Genomic DNA, 23,556 nt, shown 5'->3' on the forward strand with positions numbered 1-23,556 from the left:
GATCAGATTCCTTGTTCGCTGAGCCACAGGTTCAGAGCCGCCAGTTGCCACAGCTTGGAGCCGCGCAGCGGGGTCAACTGGCCTTGTGGATCGGTCAGCAATTTGTCGAGCATGGCGGGGTTGAACAGGCCGCGATCCTGGCTCGGATCCAGCAGCAGTTCGCGCACCCAGTTCAGGGTGTCGCCTTGCAGATGCTTGAGGCCGGGCACCGGGAAGTAACCCTTCTTGCGATCGATCACTTCGCTCGGGATGACCAGACGCGCGGCTTCCTTCAAGACCTGTTTGCCGCCGTCAGGCAGTTTGAATTTGCCGGGCACACGGGCCGACAACTCCACCAGTCGATAGTCGAGAAACGGCGTGCGCGCCTCCAGGCCCCAGGCCATGGTCATGTTGTCGACGCGTTTGACCGGGTCGTCCACCAGCATCACCGTGCTGTCCAGACGCAGGGCCTTGTCGACCGCCGCATCGGCGCCGGGCTGTGCGAAATGTTCCTTCACGAAGTCGCCGGCAGCGTCATTGGCCGTCAGCCATTTCGGCTGCACCGTGGCGGCGTAATCGTCGTAGCTGCGGTCGAAAAACGCTTCGCGATAGGCCGTGTAGGGATCGGCCGCGCCATCTACCTGCGGATACCAGTGATAACCGGCGAACAACTCGTCGGCGCCTTGGCCGCTTTGCACCACCTTGCAGTGCTTGGCCACTTCGCGGGATAGCAGATAGAAGGCGATGCAGTCGTGACTGACCATCGGCTCGCTCATGGCGCGGAATGCGGCGGGCAGTTGCTCGATGATCTCTTTTTCGTCGATGCGTAGTTGATGGTGCTGGGTGCCGTAATGTTTGGCGATCAGATCGGAATACTGGAACTCGTCACCGCGTTCGCCGCCGGCATCCTGGAAACCGATGGAAAAGGTCGATAGGTTTTCCACGCCGACTTCGCGCAGCAGACCGACGAGCATGCTCGAGTCGACACCACCGGAAAGCAGCACGCCGACATCCACTGCCGCCCGTTGGCGAATCGCCACGGCTTCGCGGGTGCTGTCGAGCACGCGGTCGCGCCAGTCTTCGAGAGTCAGGTTTTTTTCATCGTCGTGTGGGCCGTAGGGCAGGGTCCACCAGGTTTTCTGCTCGGTGGTGCCGTCCGCTTCAATAAGCATCCAGCTCGCTGGCGGCAGCTTTTCGATGCCAGCCAACAAGGTGCGCGGCGCCGGCACCACGGCGTGGAAATTCAGGTAATGGTTGAGCGCCACCGGATCGAGAATCGGATTGATGTCACCACCCTTGAGCAACGCCGGCAGGGCCGAGGCAAAACGCAGGCGTTGGCTGGTACGCGACAAATACAGCGGCTTCACACCGAGACGGTCGCGGGCGATGAACAGGCGCTGGGCATCGCGCTCCCAGATGGCGAAGGCGAACATGCCGTTGAGTTTCGGCAACAGTGCTTCGCCCCAGGCGTGATAGCCCTTGAGCAGCACTTCGGTGTCACCGCCGGAGTAGAACGCATATCCGAGCGCTTCGAGTTCGGCGCGCAGTTCCGGGAAGTTGTAGATCGCGCCATTGAAGGCCAGGGACAGGCCCAGTTGACTGTCGATCATCGGCTGCGCCGAGCCGTCCGACAGGTCCATGATTTTCAGGCGTCGATGGCCCAGGGCAATCGGCCCCTGGGCATGGAAACCCCACGCGTCGGGGCCGCGAGGCGCCAGGTGATGGGTGATTCGCTCGATGGCTGCAAGGTCTGCAGGTTGTTGATCAAAACGTAACTCGCCAGCTAATCCGCACATAAAGTCCTTACCGGTTTTTCCGTTGGGGAGGGTGTTGCTGAACCGCGCCGAAATGGCCGGTACCCAGAAACTGACCCGGTGCGGATGTGGGAGTTTTAGAACGATCGGTTATAAGCGCATCAGTCGGACCGGTGGGCAATTAGCATCCTGCGGGAAATCAGAGGTAGTAGATAAGTATTCAAAACATACGGATTGCTGCTGGTTTGCCGGCTTTAACGGGCAGTTTTCCGTGTTTTTCATTCATCGTCGGGATCGATAAGGTGAAGGGACTCAACAGCAATAAAGGAATATTGCCCATGCCCACGACACCGGAGTCGTCCACATCGATCACCCTCACGGATAAACAGAAACTGAGCTTTCTGCTGGAGGCCACAGGCGATCTGGACACCGCCCAGACCTTGCAGAAAACCTTGCCCCCCGTACTGCTCAGAGCCAGCGCCGACACGTTGGCGGCACTGGACAAGACCGCGCGTGACTTGCACGTGACCCAGGCGCGAGTCGAAACAGACCTGAGCCGGCTGCAATCGCTCAAGCACTTTTGCATCGAACAGTTGAACTGCGCTCTGACTGCGCGTTGGTCGGCTGTATTCGATGTCGAGAAAGACCATCTGGAGTTGCCGGGAAGCTATTGCGGTTGCGAGGCAGTGACGCCGCCCGGAGGTGGAGAGAAGGTCATTCCGCCCGCTACGCCGACGCTGCTGGAAGCCGCGATGCAGAATTTCACGGAAGACGAGGCGCAAGCCGATTATTTTCCCGCAGGCACCGCAGTGCGCATTGCCAGCCAGCCTGATGGCGTTCCCGGTCTGACACCGACGGCATTCGCCGCACTTTGTCGGGAACTGGATCTGGGCCGGCTCTATCAGGAGCATTTCCAGCAGGTGTTTGGTGTCAGGGAGGTCAATGGCAGTCGGGTCGCCACCGGGCCGATGGTCCGCAATATCGCGGTGATGAAAAAGCACATGCTGCAACTGGACCTGCGCATGGCGTTGCTCAAGGAGCACGTTTCCCCGGAAGGTTTCCAGACAGTTCAACGTTTGATTGATGCCGCAGGCGTCGCCAGTGCCCCTGCTCTGCAGTACCAGGGCAGGCCGCTGATCATGCAGGGGATTGAATTGCTCGACAGCTGCATCTGGGGCGTCGTGGTGTTCTCCGAACGCTCGGTGGAGCTGGATCCGGATCAGTGGTGTCTGGTGTACATGCCTGGAGAACCCGATCAGCCACTGTCCGAGTACGCCAGCTTCACGGCCTTCATTGCTTTTCTGGAATTCAAACTGGGGGTGGGCAGTTACAAGAGTTACTTCACCCACTGCATCGGCGAAGTCGACAAGGTCGATTTCTTCAAGACATTCGCCGATACCGGCAGTCTGGGGCAGGTCAAACAGCTGGAGATGACCGATCCGCTGTTCGACTTCATGCTCAAGAGCCATGTCGGCAAGCTGCAACTCGATGCCCGTGCGCTCGCCGTACCGACTGCCGATGTCGACGAGGAAGAGCGCAAGAAGCGATTGATTCAATACCTGGAAATCGGCTTGACGATCGCCAACGTGGCGGGGTTCGTCGTTCCGGTATTGGGGCAATTGATGATGGGCGTCGCTATCGGACAAATGCTCGCCGAGGTGTACGAAGGGATTGAGGACTGGAGTCGTGGCGACCGTCAGGAAGCGTTTTCGCACCTGCTCAGCGTTGCCGAGAACATTGTGCTGATGGCTGCAGTGGGGGCCGGGATCAAGGGGGTGAAATCCCTGGTGATCAAGACGGTACGCCAACACCCGGATTTTTTTCAGCCCTTCACCACGATACTCGATCGTCAGGGCCAGGCCCGGTTATGGAAACCGGACCTGCGCGGATATGCACAACCATTGACCACCACGGCGGCGCCTGATGCGCAGGGATTTTACCGGGTCGACGGCAAGGTTTTCGTCCGTCTCGACCAACATTTCTACGAAGTGGCACTGGAGGCGGCCAGCAATACCTTGCGTATCCAGCATCCTGCTCGTCCTGGTGCCTACGCGCCTGTACTTGAACACAGCAACCATGGAGGCTGGCGTCATGCTTTCGAACACGCCGAAAACTGGAGCTCTGGCTACCTGCTAAAACGCATCGATCCAGGTCTGACAGCTTTCGACGACAGTCATCTAGAGATGATTCGACAGCTGACGGACACCCATTCCGGCGAGTTGCAGCGTCTGTTCGAGAACAACTTGCCACTGCCCGTCCGTTTACGCGACGGGCTCGAGCAATTAAGGCTTGAGCGCCAATTGCGTAATTTCATTGCCGCAATGGAGGCGGGCGAAGCGTTCGATGCCCGTTACACCGAGGAGCAGATGCATGCGTTGCCTCGCCTCGCAAACTGGCCCACTGATCGCTACATCAAGGTCGTTGATGTGCATGGCCGTATCACCGCGACCTTTCCTCCCGATGTAATTGACGATGACACGGTGAGCGTCATTGTGACCCACGCACAACTGGAGAAGGGCGAGCTGTTACAGACGGTCATCAAGGGTTTGTACCCCCAGGAAGTGGAGACGCTGGTCGGCGCGAATGTTGCCCCGGCCGATGCTGGCGCACAGTTGGCCAAAGTGATCGGGGCCGCGGTCAGGGCTGATCGCAGGTCAACCTTCGATCACCTCTACCGGCAATACGATCGAGCTGTCGCCGGCGAGTTGCTCAAGATTCGCAACGCCTATCCCGCTCTGCCGGGGCGGTATGCGCGTGAGTTGCTCAAGCGAACGCCAAGTGTTGAACGGATGCACCTGCGCAGTACCGGGCGGGTACCCATGGGGCTGGCAGAGCGTGTACGCGCGGCCGTGAGTGATGTGCGTGTGGATCGGGCGTTGACCGGGTTTTACCTGGCTGACATCGCCAGTGCCGATACCACGAAACTGGCGATCCGGTTGCTACCCCGGCTCAGCGGATGGGATCCCGAGTTCCATCTGCAAGTACGGGCGAAAAAGCTCAACGGTGAGTTGCTGGAAACACTGGGCGAGAAACCGCTTGTGACGTCGAGTTCATGCACGCTGGTCAGGCTCGACAACGGTTACGAAGTGTTCGGTAGTGACAGGAAATCCCTCGGACATGTGGCGTCCGGTCCGGAAAGTCTCTACCACGCGATCCTTAAAGGTCTTTCGTTGCGCCAGCGCAAGGTCATCGGGTTTGCGGAGCCGAAGGCGGACGATGGTTGGCGTCTGCGACTCAAACTCCTGGACTGTGCGCTGGATGAGCGCGAAGACTGCGCCCGGATCCTTGCAGGTGAGCCGCTGCAACCGGCCATCCCCGAGCCTGTGTGTACGCTTGCCGATTCTCCCATCGAGTCAGTCACGCACTCGCGCCGATTGCTGCGCAAAGTCAAATGGATCTACCCCTCTTTTTCGGACGCGCAGGCCAAAGAGTTTCTTGATCAGTTGGGCGGTGACCATCTGAGCAGAGCGATACGGGTCCGACAGCTGCAAGAAGATCTGGGCCGGCTCCGGGATGTGCTGGACACCTGGAGCGAGGACGAAGTGGCCATGAGTGCCTTGGGGGGCTTGCTGTATGACGTTCATGATTGCCGGCAAATCGTGGCCGACGAGATCGAGGACTGCTTCAGGCGGCGGGTTTTCCAGAGCGATGAGTTCGGGCACCGGGTATACGGTTTGAACCTTGACGGCATGCGATTCGGCAAGCTGCCGACCCTGCCGGTCGGACTGACCTTCGATCATGTCAGGTATCTGTCTCTGCAAAACATGCAGCTGGACAACGATGTGGCCTACTTTCTGAAAGCCTTCAAGCAGATCGAGACGCTCGCACTGGACAGCAATCAGCTGACCTTGTTGCCTGAAATCATTTCGCATATGCCGAACCTCAAACACTTGAGCCTGGGAAACAACCGGATCCAGTTGACGGAGCATTCGCTGGTGAAGTTGTCCCGATTACGTACGCTGCAAAGTCTGGACCTGAGCGGGAACCGCCTGGGAGCGACAGTGGATGTCGGTGGTCTGTTCGACCTGAATCACCTTTACCTGCGAAACACCCGTGCCACCGAGCTGCCGAAGGGATTGCAGTATCTGCCCAATCTGAAGCGGGTGGATCTGCGCGACAACGATATTCGCGATCTGCCTGACTGGCTCTTTGGAACATCCAGGTATTTCAGTGAAACGATCAATCTGCGTAACAACCCGATTTCCGACATCAGCAAAGTCCATCTTGATTCCTACCGCAAGACCGTGGGTATCGGCATGGGTTATCTGGAAAACGATATTGCTCGACTCGACGAGAACCTGGCGCGTTCGATCTGGTTGACTGAAACAGGAGGAAGCGTGGGTTCACGGCGCCTGCAGACGTGGACCGCAATCAAGGATGATCCCATGGCCGAAGGCCTGTTTCAGCTATTGGCTGAGCTGGGCAATTCTGCCGAGTCCGTACACGTGCGTGAAGACATGACGCGTCGGGTCTGGACGGTTCTGGAGGCAACGCAGGCCGATGCCGAACTGCGGCGACAGATTTTCGATCTGGCGGCCAACCCGATCAACTGCACGGACAATGCGGCGCTGAACTTCAGTCATCTGGAAGTCGCCGTGCAGGTTCATCGTGTGACCCGCGTTTCTGCGGGCCGACAACCTTCGGCGATATCGCTGATCAAACTTGCAAGAGGGCTGTTTCGTCTCGACCAACTGGACGGGATTGCAACGGAGCATGCGCAGGCGCACGCGTCACCGGATCCCCTGGAGGTGGCTCTGGCCTATCGCTCCGGGCTGGCGGAGGCTCTCGAACTGCCGGGGCAACCCTCGCACATGCGCTACGCGTCAATTGCAGAGGTGACAGGGGCGGATCTGGTAGAGGCCATCGATAGAATCCAGACCGCAGAGCTGTCTGCGGACTGGTTGAAGTTTCTGGTTCGTCAGCCGTTCTGGAGCGAGTACGTTAAAAAAAGCTTCGCACAGCAGTTCGACGATGCCCGTGCCCCTCACCACGAGGAGGCCATGGCGTTATTCGAGAAGGCTGAAGAGCTCGGCTCTGCCGACTACCTGAGCGAAATGAACCAGTGTGCAACCCGGCTGGAGCAAACCGAAGGTGCCTTGCTCGAGCGATTGACCGAGCAAGTGATGAAGCTGGTTGAGGGCAATACCTGCCTGTTGCCCGAGGGGGGATCCTGATCGGTGCTCGCAGGTCATTTACCCCGAATCAGCCGACGCAGGGCAAACCGGTTGGGATGGCATGCTTCGGCCACGCTGCGGGGCAGGGGCAGCGGTTCGTTGTCCAGCCACGCAGCCAGCAACTCGCCCGACAATGGCGCGGTGATCAACCCGCGTGAACCGTGGCCGCTGTTGACGTACAGCCCGTCAAGCCACGGGCAGGCGATGTCCGGCACTTGCCGGGCATCCTTGCCCAGGACTGCATAGGTTTGATCGAAGGCTTCGCGGTCGGCGAGCGGGCCGACGATCGGCAGGTAGTCGGGACTGGTGCAGCGGAAGGCAGCGCGTCCTTCAAGGCGTTCGGGATCTTGATCCTTGATGTGCAGGCGCAAGACCAGGTCGTCGGAGATTTCTTCGAGCATCGCCAGATTGCCCAGGTGCTCGGCGGTGGTCGGGGTCAGGTCGTCGTTGTTGAAGTCGAAGCTGGCACCCAGGGTGTGTTCACCCAGCCGTGCCGGAGCGACATAGCCTTCGGCGCAGACCACCGTTGCCAGTGCCTGACTGCCTTCGGTCTGCGCCAGACGGGTGATCTGTCCGCGAATGCGTTTGAGCGGCAGTTCGGCGCTCTGCGCAAACCGTTTGATCTCGGCGGCGCCGGCCAGCACCACGACGGGCGCTGTTGCGATCATTCGGTCACCGTCGAAAGCTTGCCACTGGCCGTCGACCTTGCGCAGCTCGACAGCGTCCTGGTGAGTCAGCAACGTGATGCCCGGCTGTGCAGACTGCGCCTGACACAACGCAGGCGGATGCACCCAGCCACCTTCGGGATAATACAAACCGCCGTGGGCCAGACCGATCCCGGCACGGGCCTGCGCCTCGGGTTGATCGAGCCACTGCAGAAGATCTTCGGGAAACGCTGCCGCCAGCTGCGTCTGACGCTCCCGTTCCTTTTCATTGAACGCCAGTTGCAGCACGCCGCAGTCATCCCAGTCGGTGCCGCGCTGCAGGGTTTCCAGCAGGCGCCGGGTGTAGCCGAAACCGCTGACGATCAACTGCGACAGTGCCGTGCCGTGGGCAGACAGTTTCAGATACAGCACGCCCTGGGGATTGCCCGAGGCTTCCTGCGCCACCGCTGCATGACGCTCCAGCAGATTGACCTGCCAACCCCGCGCCGCGAGGCTGGCGGCCGTGGCGCAACCGGCCAGGCCGGCGCCGATCACCAGAGCACGACGCTCTCCCGTGACAGGTGCCGGACGGGCGAACCACGGTTTGTCCGCAGCGGGTAACGGCACATCATCCGGCCAGCCGAGAAACTCGCCACGCAGGATTTCCCATTTGTGGCCGATGCCCGGCGTGCGCTTCATTTTGAAACCGGCGGCGTTGAGCAGGCGTCGCACCCAACCAGTGCTGGTGAACGTGCTGATGGTCGAGCCCGGCGCCGCCAGTCGCGCCAGTTCGGCGAACAGTTCGGCAGTCCACATCTCCGGGTTTTTCGCCGGGGCGAAACCGTCGAGAAACCACGCGTCGATCTGGCCGTCCAGTTGCGGCAACTGCTCCAGCGCATCACCGATCAACAGCGTCAGGGTCACACGACCGTTATCCAGAACAATGCGCTGGAAGCCTTGATGGATTGCCACGTAATGCTTGAGCAGTTGATCGGACAGCGGCTTGAGATCCGGCCACAACGCCAACGCCCGTTGCAGGTCGGCAGGGCTCAGCGGGTACTTTTCCACGCTGACAAAATGCAGCCGCGCACCGGCCACCGCATGCTGTTCGAACAACTGCCAGGTGCAGAGAAAATTCAGCCCGGTACCGAAGCCGGTTTCCCCGATCACCAGTCGCTCACCCGCCGGCAGCGCGGCAAAGCGCTCGGCCAGGCGGTTCTGTTCAAGGAACACGTAGCGGGTTTCATCCAGCCCCGACTGGTCGGAAAAATACACATCGTCGAACACTCGCGAACGCGGGCGTCCCTGGTCATCCCAGTCGAGTTGGGCGTGGGGCATTACAGGTTTCATGGCAGGCTCGGCAACGGCAAGGCGGCCATTCTAGCCGATCACGCGGGCGGCGCTTGATCCATGGCAAGCCTTGCCGAAGATGACTCGAGGACAATCCGCCGCCGGCGGGAATTTCTGTGCCGTGTCTGTGCCCAATCCGCTAGTCTTGCTGAATCCTGGAAGGAGCCGTCCCTATGTTCGAATCCGCTGAAATCGGTCACGCCATCGACAAAGAAACCTACGACGCCGCCGTCCCCGCGCTGCGTGAAGCACTGCTGGAAGTCCAGTTCGAGTTGCAGCAGCAAAAGCGTTTTCCGGTGATCATTTTGATCAACGGCATCGAGGGCGCCGGCAAGGGCGAGACGGTGAAACTGCTCAACGAATGGATGGACCCGCGCCTGATCGAAGTGCGTACCTTCGACCAGCAGACCGACGAAGAACTGGCGCGACCACCGGCCTGGCGTTACTGGCGGATGCTGCCGGCCAAGGGGCGGATGGGGATTTTCTTCGGCAACTGGTACAGCCAGATGCTGCAGGGCCGGGTGCACGGTTTGTTCAAGGACCCGCGACTGGACCAGGCCATCGCCGGTGCCGAACGGCTGGAAAAAATGCTGTGCGATGAAGGCGCGCTGATCTTCAAGTTCTGGTTCCACCTGTCCAAGAAACAGATGAAGGCGCGGCTCAAGGCCCTCGCCGACGACCCGCTGCACAGCTGGCGGATCAGTCCGCTGGACTGGCAGCAATCGGAGACCTACGACAAGTTCGTCAAATATGGCGAGCGCGTGTTGCGTCGCACCAGCCGCGACTACGCACCCTGGCATGTCATCGAAGGGGTGGACGCGCATTACCGCAGCCTGACGGTCGGCAAGATCCTGCTTGAAGGCCTGCAAAATGCGCTGAAACGTCCGGACGTGCATTCGAACGCTGTCAGTGCCCAGCCGCTGGGCACATCGGTGGATCAGTTGAACCTGCTCGACAGCCTCAACCTGAACCAGAACCTGGACAAGAAGGATTACGAAGAGCAACTGATCACCGAGCAGGCGCGTTTGTCCGGGCTGATGCGTGACAAGCGCATGCGCCGTCATGCGCTGGTGGCGGTGTTTGAAGGCAACGATGCGGCGGGCAAGGGCGGGGCGATCCGGCGGGTTGCGGCGGCGCTCGATCCGCGTCAGTACAACATCGTGCCGATTGCCGCGCCGACCGAAGAGGAACGGGCGCAGCCGTATCTGTGGCGTTTCTGGCGGCACATTCCGGCCCGGGGCAAGTTCACCGTGTTCGACCGCTCGTGGTACGGCCGGGTGCTGGTAGAGCGGATCGAAGGCTTTTGCAGCACGGCCGACTGGATGCGTGCCTACGGTGAAATCAACGACTTCGAAGAGCAACTCGCCGACGCCGGGGTGATCGTGGTCAAGTTCTGGCTGGCCATCGACAAGGACACACAAATGGAGCGTTTCCAGGCCCGTGAAGAAATCCCGTTCAAGCGCTTCAAGATCACCGAGGACGACTGGCGCAACCGTGACAAGTGGGACGCCTACCGTGCGGCGGTGGGGGACATGGTCGATCGCACCAGCACCGAAATCTCGCCGTGGACACTGGTTGAAGCCAATGACAAGCGCTGGGCCCGGGTCAAGGTGCTGCGCACGATCAATCGAGCGCTGGAAGAAGCCTTCGAGAAATCCGACAAGAAGGAAAAGAAGCACAAGGACTGACCGATGGGCGCGCATACGCGAGGTGAATGATTGTCGCGGTCGGCAATGGGGTGGACTTATGCTCGGTCCACTCTCAACCGACTACAACAATGAGGTATGCCATGCGTGAAGTGGTGATCGTCGACAGCGTGCGGACCGGTCTGGCCAAGTCCTTTCGCGGCAAGTTCAACCAGACCCGCCCCGATGACATGGCGGCCCATTGCGTGAACGCGTTGCTCTCGCGCAACGACGTCGACCCGGCCAGCGTCGAGGACTGCATCGTCGGTGCCGGCTCCAATGAAGGTGCCCAGGGCTACAACATCGGCCGTAACGTGGCGGTGCTCTCGCAACTGGGCACCGGCACGGCGGGCATGACCCTCAACCGTTTCTGCTCTTCGGGCTTGCAGGCGATTGCGATTGCCGCCAATCAGATCGCTTCGGGTTGCAGCGACATCATCGTCGCCGGTGGTGTGGAGTCGATCAGCCTGACTCTGAAAAGCGTCAACACCGATCACCTGATCAACCCGTTGCTCAAGCAGCAGACCCCGGGCATCTACTACACCATGGGCCAGACCGCCGAAGTGGTGGCGCGCCGTTATGGCGTCAGCCGTGAGGCGCAGGATCGCTACTCGCTGCAAAGTCAGATCCGCACCGCTCAGGCGCAGGCAGCTGGCCTGTTCAACGATGAAATCGTACCGATGTCGGTGAAATACCGGGTTGAAGACAAGAACAGTGGTGAGGTGCAGATCCTCGACGGCATCGTCGATCGCGACGACTGCAACCGCCCGGACACCTCCTATGAAAGCCTTGCCGGATTGAAACCGGTGTTCGCCGAAGATGGTTCGGTGACCGCAGGCAACTCGTCGCAGCTGTCCGACGGCGCCTCGATGACGCTGGTGATGAGCCTGGAAAAAGCCCTGCAACTGGGGCTCAAGCCAAAGGCGTTTTTCCGTGGGTTTACCGTGGCCGGATGCGAGCCGGACGAAATGGGCATCGGCCCGGTGTTCTCGGTGCCGAAGCTGCTCAAGGCCAAAGGTTTGCAGGTCGCGGACATCGATCTGTGGGAATTGAACGAAGCGTTCGCCTCACAGTGCCTGTACGCCCGTGACCGGCTTGAAATCGACAACGAAAAATACAACGTCAACGGCGGCTCGATTTCTATCGGTCACCCGTTCGGCATGACCGGCTCGCGGCAGGTCGGGCATCTGGTGCGCGAGTTGCAGCGACGCAATCTGCGCTACGGCATCGTCACCATGTGCGTGGGCGGCGGGATGGGCGCGACCGGGTTGTTTGAAGCGGTGCGCTAAGTCCGGCTGCCGGAATCCAGCAATTGCATCCGCGCGATGTACGCGCGGATTTCCTGCTCGGCTTTCTCGGGGCTGTCGAACGGCCCTTCGAGGGTATTCTCCCGGGTGCTGAAAAACAGTTCGCCGTTGACCCGGCACACCCGGTCGCTGCGAAAGTGCGTGGCGGGGGCTGTGTCCTGGGCGCGCATTCCGAACATGATCGATCTCCTTGAGCGCTGCGCTGGATGGGATCCAAAGAGCTTATGCCTGAACCACTTGCAGCGCTTCGCCAGCCGATCAACGGCAACGCGTCAATTTAATGCTGCGACCTGCACAGTTTCATTAGCGGCCTGAGCGCAACTGTCCCTGTGTCGGCCGTGGCTCTGCGCCTAGAATGAGCGCTCCTGTCATTGGCTTTCGGGGTTCTCATGCACGTTTCATCGGGTCGTTGGGTGTACGGCATGTTCCTGGCCTTGTTGACCGCGTTTCTGTGGGGAATCCTGCCGATCAAGCTCAAGCAGGTGCTGCAGGTGATGGACCCGATCACGGTGACGTGGTTTCGCCTGACAGTGTCCGGTGGCTGTCTGTTCATTTATCTGGCGGCGACCAAACGGTTGCCGAGTCGCAAGGTACTCGGGCCGAAGGGCGGCTGGCTGGTGCTGATGGCGGTGCTCGGGCTGGTGGGCAACTACGTGCTGTACCTGATGGGCCTCAGCCTGCTCAGCCCCGGCACTGCGCAACTGGTGGTGCAGATGGGGCCGATCATGTTGTTGATCGCCAGTCTGTTCGTGTTCAAGGAGCGTTTCAGTATTGGCCAGGGCATGGGGCTGGCGGTGCTGCTGATTGGCTTCGCGTTGTTCTTCAATCAGCGTCTGGCGGAGTTGCTCACGTCGTTGTCCGACTACACCGCGGGCGTGTTGCTGGTAATGCTGGCTTCGACGGTCTGGACCTTTTATGCGCTGGGCCAGAAGCAATTGCTGACGGTGTGGAATTCGCTGCAGGTGATGATGGTGATCTACCTGTTCTGCGCCTTGCTGCTGACACCTTGGGTTCATCCGCTCGAAGCGCTGGAGTTGAGCCCGTTGCAGGGCTGGCTGCTGCTGGCGTGCTGCATGAATACCCTGATCGCCTATGGCGCGTTTGCCGAGGCGCTGGCGCATTGGGAGGCCTCGCGGGTCAGTGCGACGTTGGCGATTACGCCGCTGGTGACCTTCGGTGCCGTGGCGATTGCCGCATGGACCTGGCCGGAATACGTGCACGCCGAGCAGATCAACGGTCTGGGTTATGGCGGGGCGGTGCTGGTGGTGCTGGGTTCGGCGCTGGTGGCACTGGGGCCTTCGTTGATTGCCGGGCTCAAGGCCCGGCGGGCGAAACTGTTGGTCGGATGATCCTTCCCGCGCCGCGCACGGGAATGATCGGGATGACTCAGCCCTTGGCACCGGCCTCGATCATGTTTTCCGGTCGTACCCAGGCATCGAACTCTTCATCGGTCAGATAGCCCAGCTCCAGCGCCGCCTCGCGCAGGGTCTTGCCTTCGCTGTAGGCCTTCTTGGCGATTTCCGCCGATTTGTCGTAGCCGATGTGCGGGTTCAGCGCCGTCACCAGCATCAGACCGCGCTCCAGATGTTTCGCCATGACTTCGGCATCCGGCTCAAGCCCGGCGATGCAGTGTTGCTGGAAGTTGCTGCAGCCATCGGCCAGCAGGCGGATCGATTGCAGCAGGTTGTGGATGATCACCGGTTTGAACACGTTCAACTGCAGGTGACCCTGGCTGGCGGCGAAACCGATCGCCACGTCGTTGCCCAGCACCTGGCAGGCCAGCATCGACAGCGCTTCGCACTGGGTCGGGTTGACCTTGCCGGGCATGATCGAACTGCCCGGCTCGTTGGCCGGCAGCCGCACTTCGGCAAAACCTGCACGAGGGCCGGAGCCCAGCAGGCGCAGGTCGTTGGCGATTTTCATCAGCGCCACGGCGAGGGTTTTCAGGGCACCGGACAGCGTGGTCAGTGGCTCATGGCCGGCGAGGGCGGCGAACTTGTTCGGGGCGGTGACGAACGGCAGACCCGAAAGCGCAGCCAGCTCGGCGGCAATCGCTTCGCCGAAACCGTGGGGCGAGTTGAGCCCGGTGCCGACGGCGGTGCCGCCCTGGGCCAGTTCGCACACCGCCGGCAATGCGGCGCGAATCGCCCGTTCGGCGTAATCCAGCTGCGCGATGAAACCGGAGAGTTCCTGGCCGAAGGTGATCGGCGTGGCATCCATCATGTGGGTGCGACCGGTCTTCACCAGCTTCATGTGCCGCGCCGACAGCTCGGCCAGACCACCCGACAGCTCGGCAATGGCCGGCAGCAGTTGGGTTTGTACAGCCTGCGCAGTGGCGATGCTCATGGCGGTGGGGAAGCAGTCGTTGGAACTCTGCGAGCGGTTGACGTGATCGTTCGGGTGTACAGGCGTCTTGCCGCCGCGCGGGTTGCCGGCCAGTTCGTTGGCGCGACCGGCAATCACTTCGTTGGCGTTCATGTTGCTCTGGGTGCCGCTGCCGGTCTGCCAGACCACCAGCGGGAACTGGTCGTCATGCTGGCCGTCGAGCACTTCGTCGGCGGCCTGTTCGATCAGGCGGGCGATGTCGGCAGGCAGGTCGCCGTTGCGGTCGTTGACCCGGGCCGCGGCTTTCTTGATCAGGGCCAAGGCGTGCAGGACCGGCAAGGGCATGCGTTCCTGACCGATGGCGAAGTTGATCAGCGAGCGTTGCGTCTGAGCGCCCCAGTAAGCGTCGTCCGGGACTTCGATCTGGCCCAGGCTGTCGGTTTCGATACGGCTCATCGTGCACACTCCTGTTGGTCTGTTTGCGCAGTTTAGGCCGGTGTCGGCCCGGGTGGTTCCCTCCAGTCGATTGTTGACCGGCAAATCCCCGCCAATCAAGCGCGGCAAGGCCCGGGGGTTGAGCCGCAGCGTTATTCAGGCGCAGAATGGTCGCCCTTGGGGTTTTACCTCGCCTAGCTGAAAAGGAAACTCGATGACTCGTCTTCGTGCCATCTGCACCGCGGTTGCCCTGGTTTGCGCCAGCGGCCAGGTGCTTGCCGATACCGCCAGCCACAACGCCAGTGCCGAAGCTTTCCTGACCCTGGCGCACGCTGACAAGCTGGGCACTCCGGTGTACATGCAAGTGCAGCAGATGTTCGCCCAGCGTTTTGAACAGACCAAGGCTCCGGAATCCAAGAAAGCTGTACTGGATACCTACCAGGCCAAGGCCAACGCCGCCCTGGACCAGGCCATCGGCTGGAACAAGCTGAAGCCGGACATGGTCAAGCTCTACACCAGCAACTTCAGCGAACAGGAGCTCAAAGACCTGGTCGCGTTCTACCAGTCGCCACTGGGCAAGAAAGTCCTGGAAAAAATGCCGCAGCTGACTCAGCAATCGGCCCAGATGACCCAGGCCAAACTGGAACCTGCCGTTCCTGTGGTCAACAAGCTGCTGGACGACATGACCAACGAGTTGGCACCGAAAGGCGCGGCTCCGGCCAAGAAGAAGTAAGCGGAGTTCGTGATGACCATGCAACAACGCATCGAATCGACGCTGGCGCTGCTTCAGCCTGAGCATCTGCAGGTGCTGGACGAAAGCCACATGCACAGTCGCGGGTTGCAGACCCACTTCAAGGCAGTGGTGGTCAGTGCGCAGTTCGAAGGCCTGAACCGGGTCAAGCGCCACCAGAAAGTCTACGGCACGCTCGGCGAGCTGATGGGCGAGTTCCATGCGTTGGCGCTGCACACCTACACCCCGCAGGAATGGGCAGAAGTGGGCGCCGCTCCGGCGTCGCCCACCTGTGCCGGCGGCAGCAAGCATTGAGCCTTGCAGCAATGAACTGAGGTTTTTTGCTAGAATCCGCAACGCGCCGCTCACCCGGCGCGTTTTTTTTCGCATCCGGTTCACCCTTTACGAGGGTAGCCACCTGGAGAAATACCCATGACACAACCGATTGTCGTGGCGGCACTGTACAAGTTCGTCACCCTCGAAGATTACGTCAACCTGCGCGAGCCCCTGCTGCAAGCGATGGTCGACAACGGCATCAAAGGCACCCTGTTGATCGCCGAAGAAGGCATCAACGGCACGGTTTCCGGCAGCCGTGAAGGCATCGACGGCCTGCTGGCCTGGCTGCGCAACGACCCGCGCATGGTCGATATCGACCACAAGGAATCGTACTGCGACGAGCAGCCGTTCTACCGCACCAAGGTCAAGCTCAAGAAAGAGATCGTGACCCTGGGCGTCGAAGGCGTCGACCCGAACAAGAAGGTCGGCACCTACGTCGAGCCGCAGGACTGGAACGCGCTGATCAGCGACCCGGAAGTGCTGCTGATCGACACCCGCAACGATTACGAAGTCTCGATCGGCACCTTTGAAGGCGCCATCGATCCGAAAACCACCAGTTTTCGCGAATTCCCCGACTACATCAAAGAACACTTCGACCCGGCCGTGCACAAGAAGGTCGCGATGTTCTGCACCGGTGGCATCCGCTGCGAGAAAGCGTCGAGCTACATGCTGGGCGAAGGCTTCGAAGAGGTTTACCACCTCAAGGGCGGCATCCTGAAGTACCTCGAAGAGGTGCCGCAGGAAGAAACCAAATGGCAGGGCGACTGCTTCGTGTTCGACAACCGCGTGACCGTGCGCCATGACCTGAGCGAAGGCGACTACGATCAGTGTCACGCCTGCCGTACACCGGTCAGCGTCGAGGATCGTGCTTCCGAGCATTACGTGGCCGGTATCAGCTGCCCGCACTGCTGGGACACCCTGAGCGAGAAGACCCGCCGCAGCGCCATCGACCGCCAGAAACAGATCGAACTGGCAAAAGCGCGCAACATGCCGCACCCGATCGGCTACAACTATAAGCAAGCATCCTCCGAGGCTTAATCATGTCTGCACGCCTGCTCTATGTGATGGATCCGATGTGTTCGTGGTGCTGGGGATTTGCCCCGGTGGCCAAGGCATTGGTGGAGCAGGCGCAGGCTGCCGGGGTGGAACTGCACCTGGTGGTCGGCGGATTGCGCACCGGCAGTGGCGCGGCGCTGGAACCGACCACCCGGCGCTACATTCTCGAACACTGGCAGGCGGTCACCGAGGCCACCGGCCAGCCGTTCAAGTTTGAAGGTGCGTTGCCGGACGGTTTTGTCTACGACACCGAGCCTGCCTGCCGGGCCATCGTCACGGCGCGCAGCCTGGCGCCGGATTGCGCTTGGAAACTGGTCGGATTGATCCAGCACGCGTTTTACGCTGAAGGTCGCGATGTCACTCAGGCCAGCGTTCTGGTGGAGCTGGCGGAGAAGGCCGGCGTCCCCCGCATCGAATTTGCTGCCCTGTTTGATCGTGCTGACCAGCACGAAGCCACACTGGCCGATTTCAACTGGGTTCAGGATCTCGGCATCGCCGGATTCCCGACCCTGCTCGCCGAACGCAATGGCCAACTGGCGTTGCTGACCAACGGCTACCAGCCGCTCAGTGAACTGTCGCCGTTGCTCGGTCGATGGCTGGAGCGCGCGGCCTGTGTCTGACCCGGCCGATGACACGCCAGCCGTCAAGCGTGTCGACCGGCTGAGCTGGGCTGAAGTCCGGCGACTGGCACTTCATCACAAAAAATCCCTGTGGATCGCCAACGGCGTCGCCGTACTGGCGACGTTGTGCAGCGTGCCGATTCCGTTGCTGCTGCCGTTGCTGGTGGACGAAGTCCTGCTCGGCCACGGCGATGCCGCGCTGAAAGTCATGAACCATGTGCTGCCGGGCATGTGGCAGCAAGCGGCGGGCTATATCGGCCTGATGCTGGTGGTGACCCTGACCCTGCGTTGCAGCGCCCTGTGTTTTGGCGTGTTGCAGGCCCGTCTGTTTGCGCGGCTGGCCAAGGACATCGTCTATCGCATTCGCGTGCGCCTGATCGAGCGCCTGAAACGGATCTCCCTGGGCGAATACGAAAGCCTGGGCAGCGGCACTGTCACCACGCATCTGGTCACCGACCTCGACACCCTCGACAAGTTTGTCGGCGAAACCCTCAGCCGTTTCCTGGTGGCGATGCTGACCCTGGTCGGCACCGCCAGCATCCTGATGTGGATGCACTGGAAACTGGCGCTGCTGATCCTGTTGTTCAACCCGCTGGTGATCTACGCCACGGTGCAACTGGGCAAACGGGTCAAGCACCTGAAGAAACTGGAAAACGACAGCACCTCGCGCTTCACCCAGGCGCTGAGCGAAACCCTCGATGCGATTCAGGAAGTGCGCGCCGGCAACCGTCAGGGCTTCTTCCTCGGACGTCTCGGCCTGCGGGCCCAGGAAGTTCGCAACTACGCGGTCAACTCGCAGTGGAAGACCGACGCCTCGAACCGCGCCAGTGGTCTGCTGTTCCAGTTCGGCATCGACATCTTCCGCGCAGCGGCAATGCTCACGGTGCTGTTCTCCGACCTGTCCATCGGCCAGATGCTCGCGGTGTTCAGCTATCTGTGGTTCATGATCGGCCCGGTCGAGCAACTGCTGAACCTGCAATACGCCTATTACGCGGCGGGCGGTGCGCTGTCGCGGATCAACGAACTGCTGGCCCGCGCCGACGAGCCGCAATACCCCGGCGGCGTCGATCCGTTCAAGGGCCGCGATACCGTCGGGATCGAGGTGCAAGGCCTGAGCTTCGGTTATGGCGATGAACTGGTGCTGGATCAGATGAACCTGTCCATCGCACCGGGCGAGAAAGTGGCGATTGTCGGCGCCAGCGGCGGCGGCAAAAGTACCCTCGTGCAATTGCTGCTGGGCCTGTACACACCGCTGGCCGGGACCATCCGTTTCGGCGGCTCGACCCAGCAGGAAATCGGTCTGGAAACGGTTCGGGAAAACGTCGCGGTGGTGCTGCAGCATCCGGCGCTGTTCAACGACACCGTGCGGGCCAACCTGACCATGGGCCGTACCCGCAGTGACGAAGCCTGCTGGCAGGCGCTGGAAATCGCCCAGCTCGAACCCGCCATCCGCGCCTTGCCGGACGGCCTGGACAGCATCGTCGGCCGCTCCGGCGTGCGCCTGTCCGGTGGCCAGCGGCAGCGGTTGGCTATCGCGCGGATGATCCTCGCCGAGCCAAAAGTGGTGATTCTCGACGAAGCCACCTCGGCCCTCGACGCCGCCACCGAATACAACCTGCACCAGGCCATGGCGCGGTTCCTCCATGGCCGCACCACGCTGATCATTGCCCACCGTCTGTCAGCGGTGAAGCAGGCGGACCGGGTGCTGGTGTTCGACGGCGGGCAGGTTGCCGAGGATGGCGACCATCAGCAACTGATTGCCGATGGCGGGTTGTATGCCAAGCTGTATGGGCATTTGCAGCGGATGTAGTTCAGTTCCACAGCACCTCCAGCGCGTTGGCTGTGCCGTCGTAACCAAACTCCTTAACGATCACCGAGCAACTGGTGCAGGGGGGCATGGTCGTGGCCACATCGACCGAAGCGATCATGTGGTTTTCGGGATATTTCTTGCGGAGCACGCTGATCAGTTTTGCCTCGCTGTCCAGAGAGGTAGGCCGGCGGGTCAGTGCGGGCGTGTAGGTGTCGATGTCCTTTATCGTATGGGGAATCGCCACCAATTGCCCTTCGTTCGAGACCTCCAGTGAGGTTTTGCTGAATGTCTTGCCAAAGTCGATGTTGAAGTAGGTGGTGTCACCGACAATCACTTTATCCGGTGTGAATGGAGGCTTGAACAGCGGCAGTTCTCCAGTCAGTCCTTGCGCACCGGAAACGCTGACATACACCTCGCGCTTGCCGGTCGACGTCACGATGTCGGCGTAGGCGATGTTTCGCGGATTCTGTCCCTGGAAATGAGACGGGAGCAGAGCCTGCAACTTGTCCATTGTCCGATTGATTTTCAGGTCGGCGCTCTGTTGGATATTGATTGTTTTCTCGACAAACAGCGTATCGAAGATGTCGGCGGTTCGTTGACGAAAGGTCTGCGATGCGTCCCGACTGCGTGACCAGGATGCAGCACCGTCCGGCAGCCGGCTGACGATCATGCGTGTGGAATGATCGAACAACACCGCTTCACCGGGGTTGGTATCGACTTTAAGCAGTTTGAGCGTGTCGGGCGGGCTCGCATGGCCACCAATTCGAATGGCAATTTTCTCCATGGTTTCGAGGGCACGTTCTACGGTTGGAATGCCGTAGATTCTCGCCATGTTGTTGGCATTGAGCGATCCGGTGTAGACCGTCATCAGTTCACCCTTCAGATCGGCAGGCAGGGTATTGGCCTTGCGCAGCGTCAACGGCGTGGCGAGGCTCTGACCTTTGGGCAGTTCTGCTACATAGAAGGCTCCGGCGTCCAGCCGAGTCAACACATAGTGCTTTGAGCCGTCCATGGCGGGGACGATGGTGGCGCCGGCCTCGAACGTATCGAACTGATTCCGGGTGCCGAAGGGGATATCTACTTTGATTCGCCCGTAAATCCCTTTTTGAAAGGCTATCGTCGCCTGGTGTCTGCTTTTCTTTTTCAGGGTTTTGAGCAGTATCGCTCGGCCAGGTGCGGCGGGGGTGTAAATGCTGTCCCCGAACCAGGGTGCCCAGCCTTTCTCTGTATCGTAAGTCCCGTTGGTCGGCGTGGGTGCTGGATCGCGGATGACATAGCGTGTTTTGCATGCCTCCGACCCCGGCATGCGCCGCATCCTGCACGGCAGGGCTTTCAGCAGCGACTGATCATCGATCAGGTCGGCGCGGCGCAATTGATCGCCATTCAGTCGATAAGGGATGTCATCAATCAACAGCGTGGTTCGACCATCGACCTCCAGCACTTCACGAATGTGGGCATTTTCCGGGATCTCGGCGAGCACATGGGATTCAGAGGGCGGCAAGGTCTTGAAGGTGGATTGGCCGTGGATCAGGTTTCCAGGGTTGTTGCTCAGACGCGGGCCATAGGGCAGAGACGTGGCAGGATCGACAAGGTGGAATCGGTTCAGGTCTGTCGGACTGGTGTTGCGTATCAGGATGTCGTCTACGCCGTTGATGCTTGCCATTTGATCACCGTGGGTCAGTGGTTTCCAGCTTCCGGGGTCCATGGCCTGTGGCAGGTTGTGAATCAGACGGTAGTTGTCGACTTGCCCGGTCAGTCGGCGGATCCCTCCGAGACCCAGCCGGCCTGCAGCAAGCACCCCTTTGCCGCTGCCGAGGGCAAGTGACTTCGCCAGTGTCGGGATGCCATCCAACGGGTTAAGGTTTTTCAGTGAGGAAGTTATCAACTTGTGCGACAGGGTCGAGAAAGATGGCAGGCTGGCTTTGACTACCATGCCTGTGACGCTGGCGCCGGCCCGGGCCAGTCGCACCGAGCCCGAGATGAACTTGCCTACAGGGAAGAGGAAAGACGCCAGATCGAGGAGTAATCCCAGACCACCCATGACTTTGCTCCCGGTTCCCTCCGACGAGAGATCATCAATGCTGCCCCAGAACGGTACAAAACTCTTCACGATCGTCTCGAGCACTGCAAGCCGTTTCTCGATTTTTGCCCGGGTGATATCGAAGGTCGTCATGCCGCGGGCCTGAATGCGCAGATGCTTTTCATCGACATAAAGAAAACGGGTGGCGACGTGGTCTGCCAGTGCAACCAGTCGGGAGGATTCCAGGCCTGTTCCCGCCGCGTCTTTAGCGGCCGAGTCCCGAGATAAACGGGCCACGACATCGAGGAATCCTATGTAGTACTGCCGAGCGGCAGGGGTGGAGCCACTGGCATGAGCATCCCAGTCGAGCAGTAGCGACGTGCTGTCCTTGCTTGAAAAGGTTTGTCCGGGGATGACCGCATGCAGCGGAAACTCGGTGAACACTCCATTTATGGTCGAAAATCTCAGTCCGGTTCTCTGACGGATGAAACCGGCGCTCGGGATGACCTCGTAATAGCTGAACTTGCCTTCCAGTAGCACCTTCAGTACGAAGCCTTTCCTCGCCAGAGGTTCTGTATGAATGCCCGGCCTTGTTTGCGCGCGCAGGCCCAGCACCTCTACATCACCTTGTTCCAGTGTCCGCCGGTCAGCCAGCGGCAGGGATGCCAGCAGACTGAGAATCAAGGTCTTGTACGCGGACCTGATGGTGGTCAGGTACTTGTCGAACGCCGATGCAAACTCCGCATTGACATCCGGCAGCGGTTTGCCGGAAAGGTTGTGAACGATCCCCCCGGTAAACATCGGCCGATAGATGCCGTGTACTTTGCGTTCCGAGTAAAAGTACCGATCTTTGTCCATTCGAAAGGTTTCGAGGGTTCGCGTTTTTCCATCTGCCTCGGTGAAAAACCATCGTTTGCCATCATCGAACTGTCCATCGGCATAGAGATCCAGAAACCCGTACCCTTCCAGTTTCAGTGACGGCATGTCTCTGAAACCCAGAGCAGCCGGCGGATCGTCCCGCAGAAGTTTGCGTCCGTCCGCCTCCAGAACATGGCTACCCAGGGCGACATCTTTCATTCGCTTGGCCATCTGCAATCTGTCCGGCGGGCGCAGCTCCAGGGATTGCACGGCCTTGTTCAGGCTTTCGCTCTGGCGTTCCAGCGCCGCGATAGCTCGTTCGATTTCCTCCTCGGTGTAGTCGGATGCCACTCGCGGCTGAACGATGCCCATGCAGACTGCCCACTCGAGTGCCGGGCTCAGTCTCAGTCGCGTAATTTTTTCAAGTTCCTCGGTTGAAGCGTTCGTGCTGCGCTTCAGAGGCAGATTGACGAGTTGTTGAAAGGAAAGTGGCTGCAATCGATCAAGGCCAAGTTCGTCAGCCAGTAACACGCCATGCATGAAATTGACCCACACCACCGAGCTCTTGTAGCGAAGATCGGACGGGATGTCGCCCACGGTGAAATCCTTTGCCTCGCGGGTGTACAGCACCTGGGCCAACACGATTGCTTCCTTGCTATCGGCAGCGCGCCGGGCTTTCAGCAGGTGCTGTTCGAAAGCACTGCGCAAGGTCTGATAGCTTTCGCCCCAGTGTGCCGGGTCTTGCCAACTGAAGCCTTCGAGCGCATCCGGGTGATCGACCGAAGGCGTCTGCACATAGAGACGGATGGCTTTACACAAGAGTTGGTAGCGGATGGACGCGGGAGTCTGTTCGCCGGGGTTTGCACCGTACCACTTGAGTTGTTTCAACAGCTGCCCGGTCAGTGCCGTTGCTTGAGTCGAGTCGAGTATTTTCTGCAGCCATATCGAAGGTGTCGCACGCAGTTGCTCGACGGACGCGCTCGAAAGGACGTCTGCGCCCAGATGCTTAATCAACGTGGACTGGCCGCTCATAAAGCTCGTTACGGTGTCGACGATACGGTTATCGGTGATTTTTGCCATGTACATTTGCAGGGGCATGGACAGCGCAAGCTGAGGCGATGCGCGTTCAAGTACCTTGTAGCTTTTCTTTTCCCGTGTGTCGGGCGTGGGAACCAGGTCTTCGATGTCGGGGCCCTGATCAAGTCCCAATGCCTGCCTGGCACGAAACTCCTGGGTATCCGGTGTGTCGGTTGTAGCGAGAGAGGTCGATGTCATGCTGCACTCCGCGAGAACGATGTCCTGCCCTGAGAGGGGGGAACTGGAGTGCCAATAAAACGCCATCAGCAACTTGTATGGCGTTACTTATGTATAACCCTGAGTTTGTACTGAATCAGGGCTGATCCGTCGCTTGCCGGAACCCCGAACGCCTCCTAGTCTTTGGAGGTTGGTCTGATAGAGACGGACAATCAGGCA

General features: G+C 60.2%; 14 protein-coding genes. 9 read left to right on the top strand and 5 right to left on the bottom strand.

The annotated features are described in order from the left end of the window. Positions 1 to 2: 2 nt before the first annotated feature. Positions 3 to 1,775 (bottom strand): N-acetylglutaminylglutamine amidotransferase, encoded by a 1,773-nt coding sequence (locus M5B44_RS18925; RefSeq protein ID WP_248740150.1) that lies wholly within the window; start codon positions 1,773 to 1,775, stop codon positions 3 to 5. A 296-nt stretch (positions 1,776 to 2,071) separates the two neighbouring features. On the opposite strand from M5B44_RS18925, the gene M5B44_RS18930 reads away from it, so the two are divergent. Then, on the top strand, positions 2,072 to 6,907 hold the full coding sequence (locus tag M5B44_RS18930) for an NEL-type E3 ubiquitin ligase domain-containing protein (RefSeq protein WP_248740151.1): 4,836 nt from the start codon (positions 2,072 to 2,074) through the stop codon (positions 6,905 to 6,907). Positions 6,908 to 6,921: 14 nt separating this feature from the next. Here the strand turns inward: M5B44_RS18930 and mnmC are convergent, their stop codons facing one another. Further along, positions 6,922 to 8,901, bottom strand: coding sequence for a bifunctional tRNA (5-methylaminomethyl-2-thiouridine)(34)-methyltransferase MnmD/FAD-dependent 5-carboxymethylaminomethyl-2-thiouridine(34) oxidoreductase MnmC (gene mnmC, locus M5B44_RS18935; protein ID WP_248740152.1), 1,980 nt, complete (start codon positions 8,899 to 8,901; stop codon positions 6,922 to 6,924). 173 nt (positions 8,902 to 9,074) lie between these two features. Between mnmC and pap the strand changes: the two genes are divergently transcribed. After that, a complete protein-coding gene (pap, locus tag M5B44_RS18940; RefSeq protein WP_085710838.1) occupies positions 9,075 to 10,589 on the top strand; it encodes a polyphosphate:AMP phosphotransferase in 1,515 nt (504 codons plus the stop codon). A gap of 101 nt (positions 10,590 to 10,690) precedes the next feature. Next, a complete protein-coding gene (locus tag M5B44_RS18945) occupies positions 10,691 to 11,875 on the top strand; it encodes a thiolase family protein (RefSeq protein WP_248740153.1) in 1,185 nt (394 codons plus the stop codon). Here M5B44_RS18945 and M5B44_RS18950 read toward each other — a convergent pair. After that, positions 11,872 to 12,072 (bottom strand): DUF6316 family protein, encoded by a 201-nt coding sequence (locus M5B44_RS18950; protein ID WP_248740154.1) that lies wholly within the window; start codon positions 12,070 to 12,072, stop codon positions 11,872 to 11,874. The two genes, M5B44_RS18945 and M5B44_RS18950, sit on opposite strands and share 4 nt — an antisense overlap. A 210-nt stretch (positions 12,073 to 12,282) precedes the next feature. Between M5B44_RS18950 and M5B44_RS18955 the strand changes: the two genes are divergently transcribed. Further along, positions 12,283 to 13,242: a DMT family transporter gene (locus M5B44_RS18955; RefSeq protein ID WP_248740155.1), complete on the top strand. Its 960-nt coding sequence runs from the start codon at positions 12,283 to 12,285 to the stop codon at positions 13,240 to 13,242. 37 nt (positions 13,243 to 13,279) lie between these two features. Here the strand turns inward: M5B44_RS18955 and M5B44_RS18960 are convergent, their stop codons facing one another. Further along, on the bottom strand, positions 13,280 to 14,674 hold the full coding sequence (locus M5B44_RS18960) for a class II fumarate hydratase (protein ID WP_085683491.1): 1,395 nt from the start codon (positions 14,672 to 14,674) through the stop codon (positions 13,280 to 13,282). 193 nt (positions 14,675 to 14,867) lie between these two features. Between M5B44_RS18960 and M5B44_RS18965 the strand changes: the two genes are divergently transcribed. The 5 genes from M5B44_RS18965 to M5B44_RS18985 all read left to right on the top strand — a co-directional run bounded on the left by M5B44_RS18965 (position 14,868) and on the right by M5B44_RS18985 (position 19,205). Next, entirely contained in the window at positions 14,868 to 15,386 is a 519-nt protein-coding gene (locus M5B44_RS18965; protein WP_085710833.1) for a DUF2059 domain-containing protein, read from the top strand. A gap of 12 nt (positions 15,387 to 15,398) precedes the next feature. Beyond that, a complete protein-coding gene (locus M5B44_RS18970) occupies positions 15,399 to 15,698 on the top strand; it encodes a BolA family protein (RefSeq protein WP_065257175.1) in 300 nt (99 codons plus the stop codon). Positions 15,699 to 15,815: 117 nt separating this feature from the next. Further along, positions 15,816 to 16,757 (top strand): rhodanese-related sulfurtransferase, encoded by a 942-nt coding sequence (locus tag M5B44_RS18975; RefSeq protein ID WP_230732558.1) that lies wholly within the window; start codon positions 15,816 to 15,818, stop codon positions 16,755 to 16,757. A gap of 35 nt (positions 16,758 to 16,792) precedes the next feature. Beyond that, positions 16,793 to 17,395: a DsbA family protein gene (locus tag M5B44_RS18980; RefSeq protein WP_248740260.1), complete on the top strand. Its 603-nt coding sequence runs from the start codon at positions 16,793 to 16,795 to the stop codon at positions 17,393 to 17,395. After that, entirely contained in the window at positions 17,388 to 19,205 is a 1,818-nt protein-coding gene (locus tag M5B44_RS18985; RefSeq protein ID WP_248740156.1) for an ABC transporter ATP-binding protein, read from the top strand. Before M5B44_RS18980 ends, M5B44_RS18985 begins: the two co-directional genes overlap by 8 nt. A gap of 1 nt (position 19,206) precedes the next feature. On the opposite strand, the gene M5B44_RS18990 is transcribed toward M5B44_RS18985, so the two are convergent. After that, positions 19,207 to 23,358 carry a hypothetical protein gene (locus M5B44_RS18990; protein ID WP_248740157.1) on the bottom strand — a complete coding sequence of 1,384 codons (4,152 nt, stop codon included), beginning with the start codon at positions 23,356 to 23,358 and terminating at the stop codon, positions 19,207 to 19,209. Positions 23,359 to 23,556: the final 198 nt, after the last annotated feature.

Origin of the sequence: Pseudomonas sp. MWU12-2029, from assembly GCF_023242425.1 — a bacterium.
GTDB lineage: Bacteria > Pseudomonadota > Gammaproteobacteria > Pseudomonadales > Pseudomonadaceae > Aquipseudomonas > Aquipseudomonas kribbensis.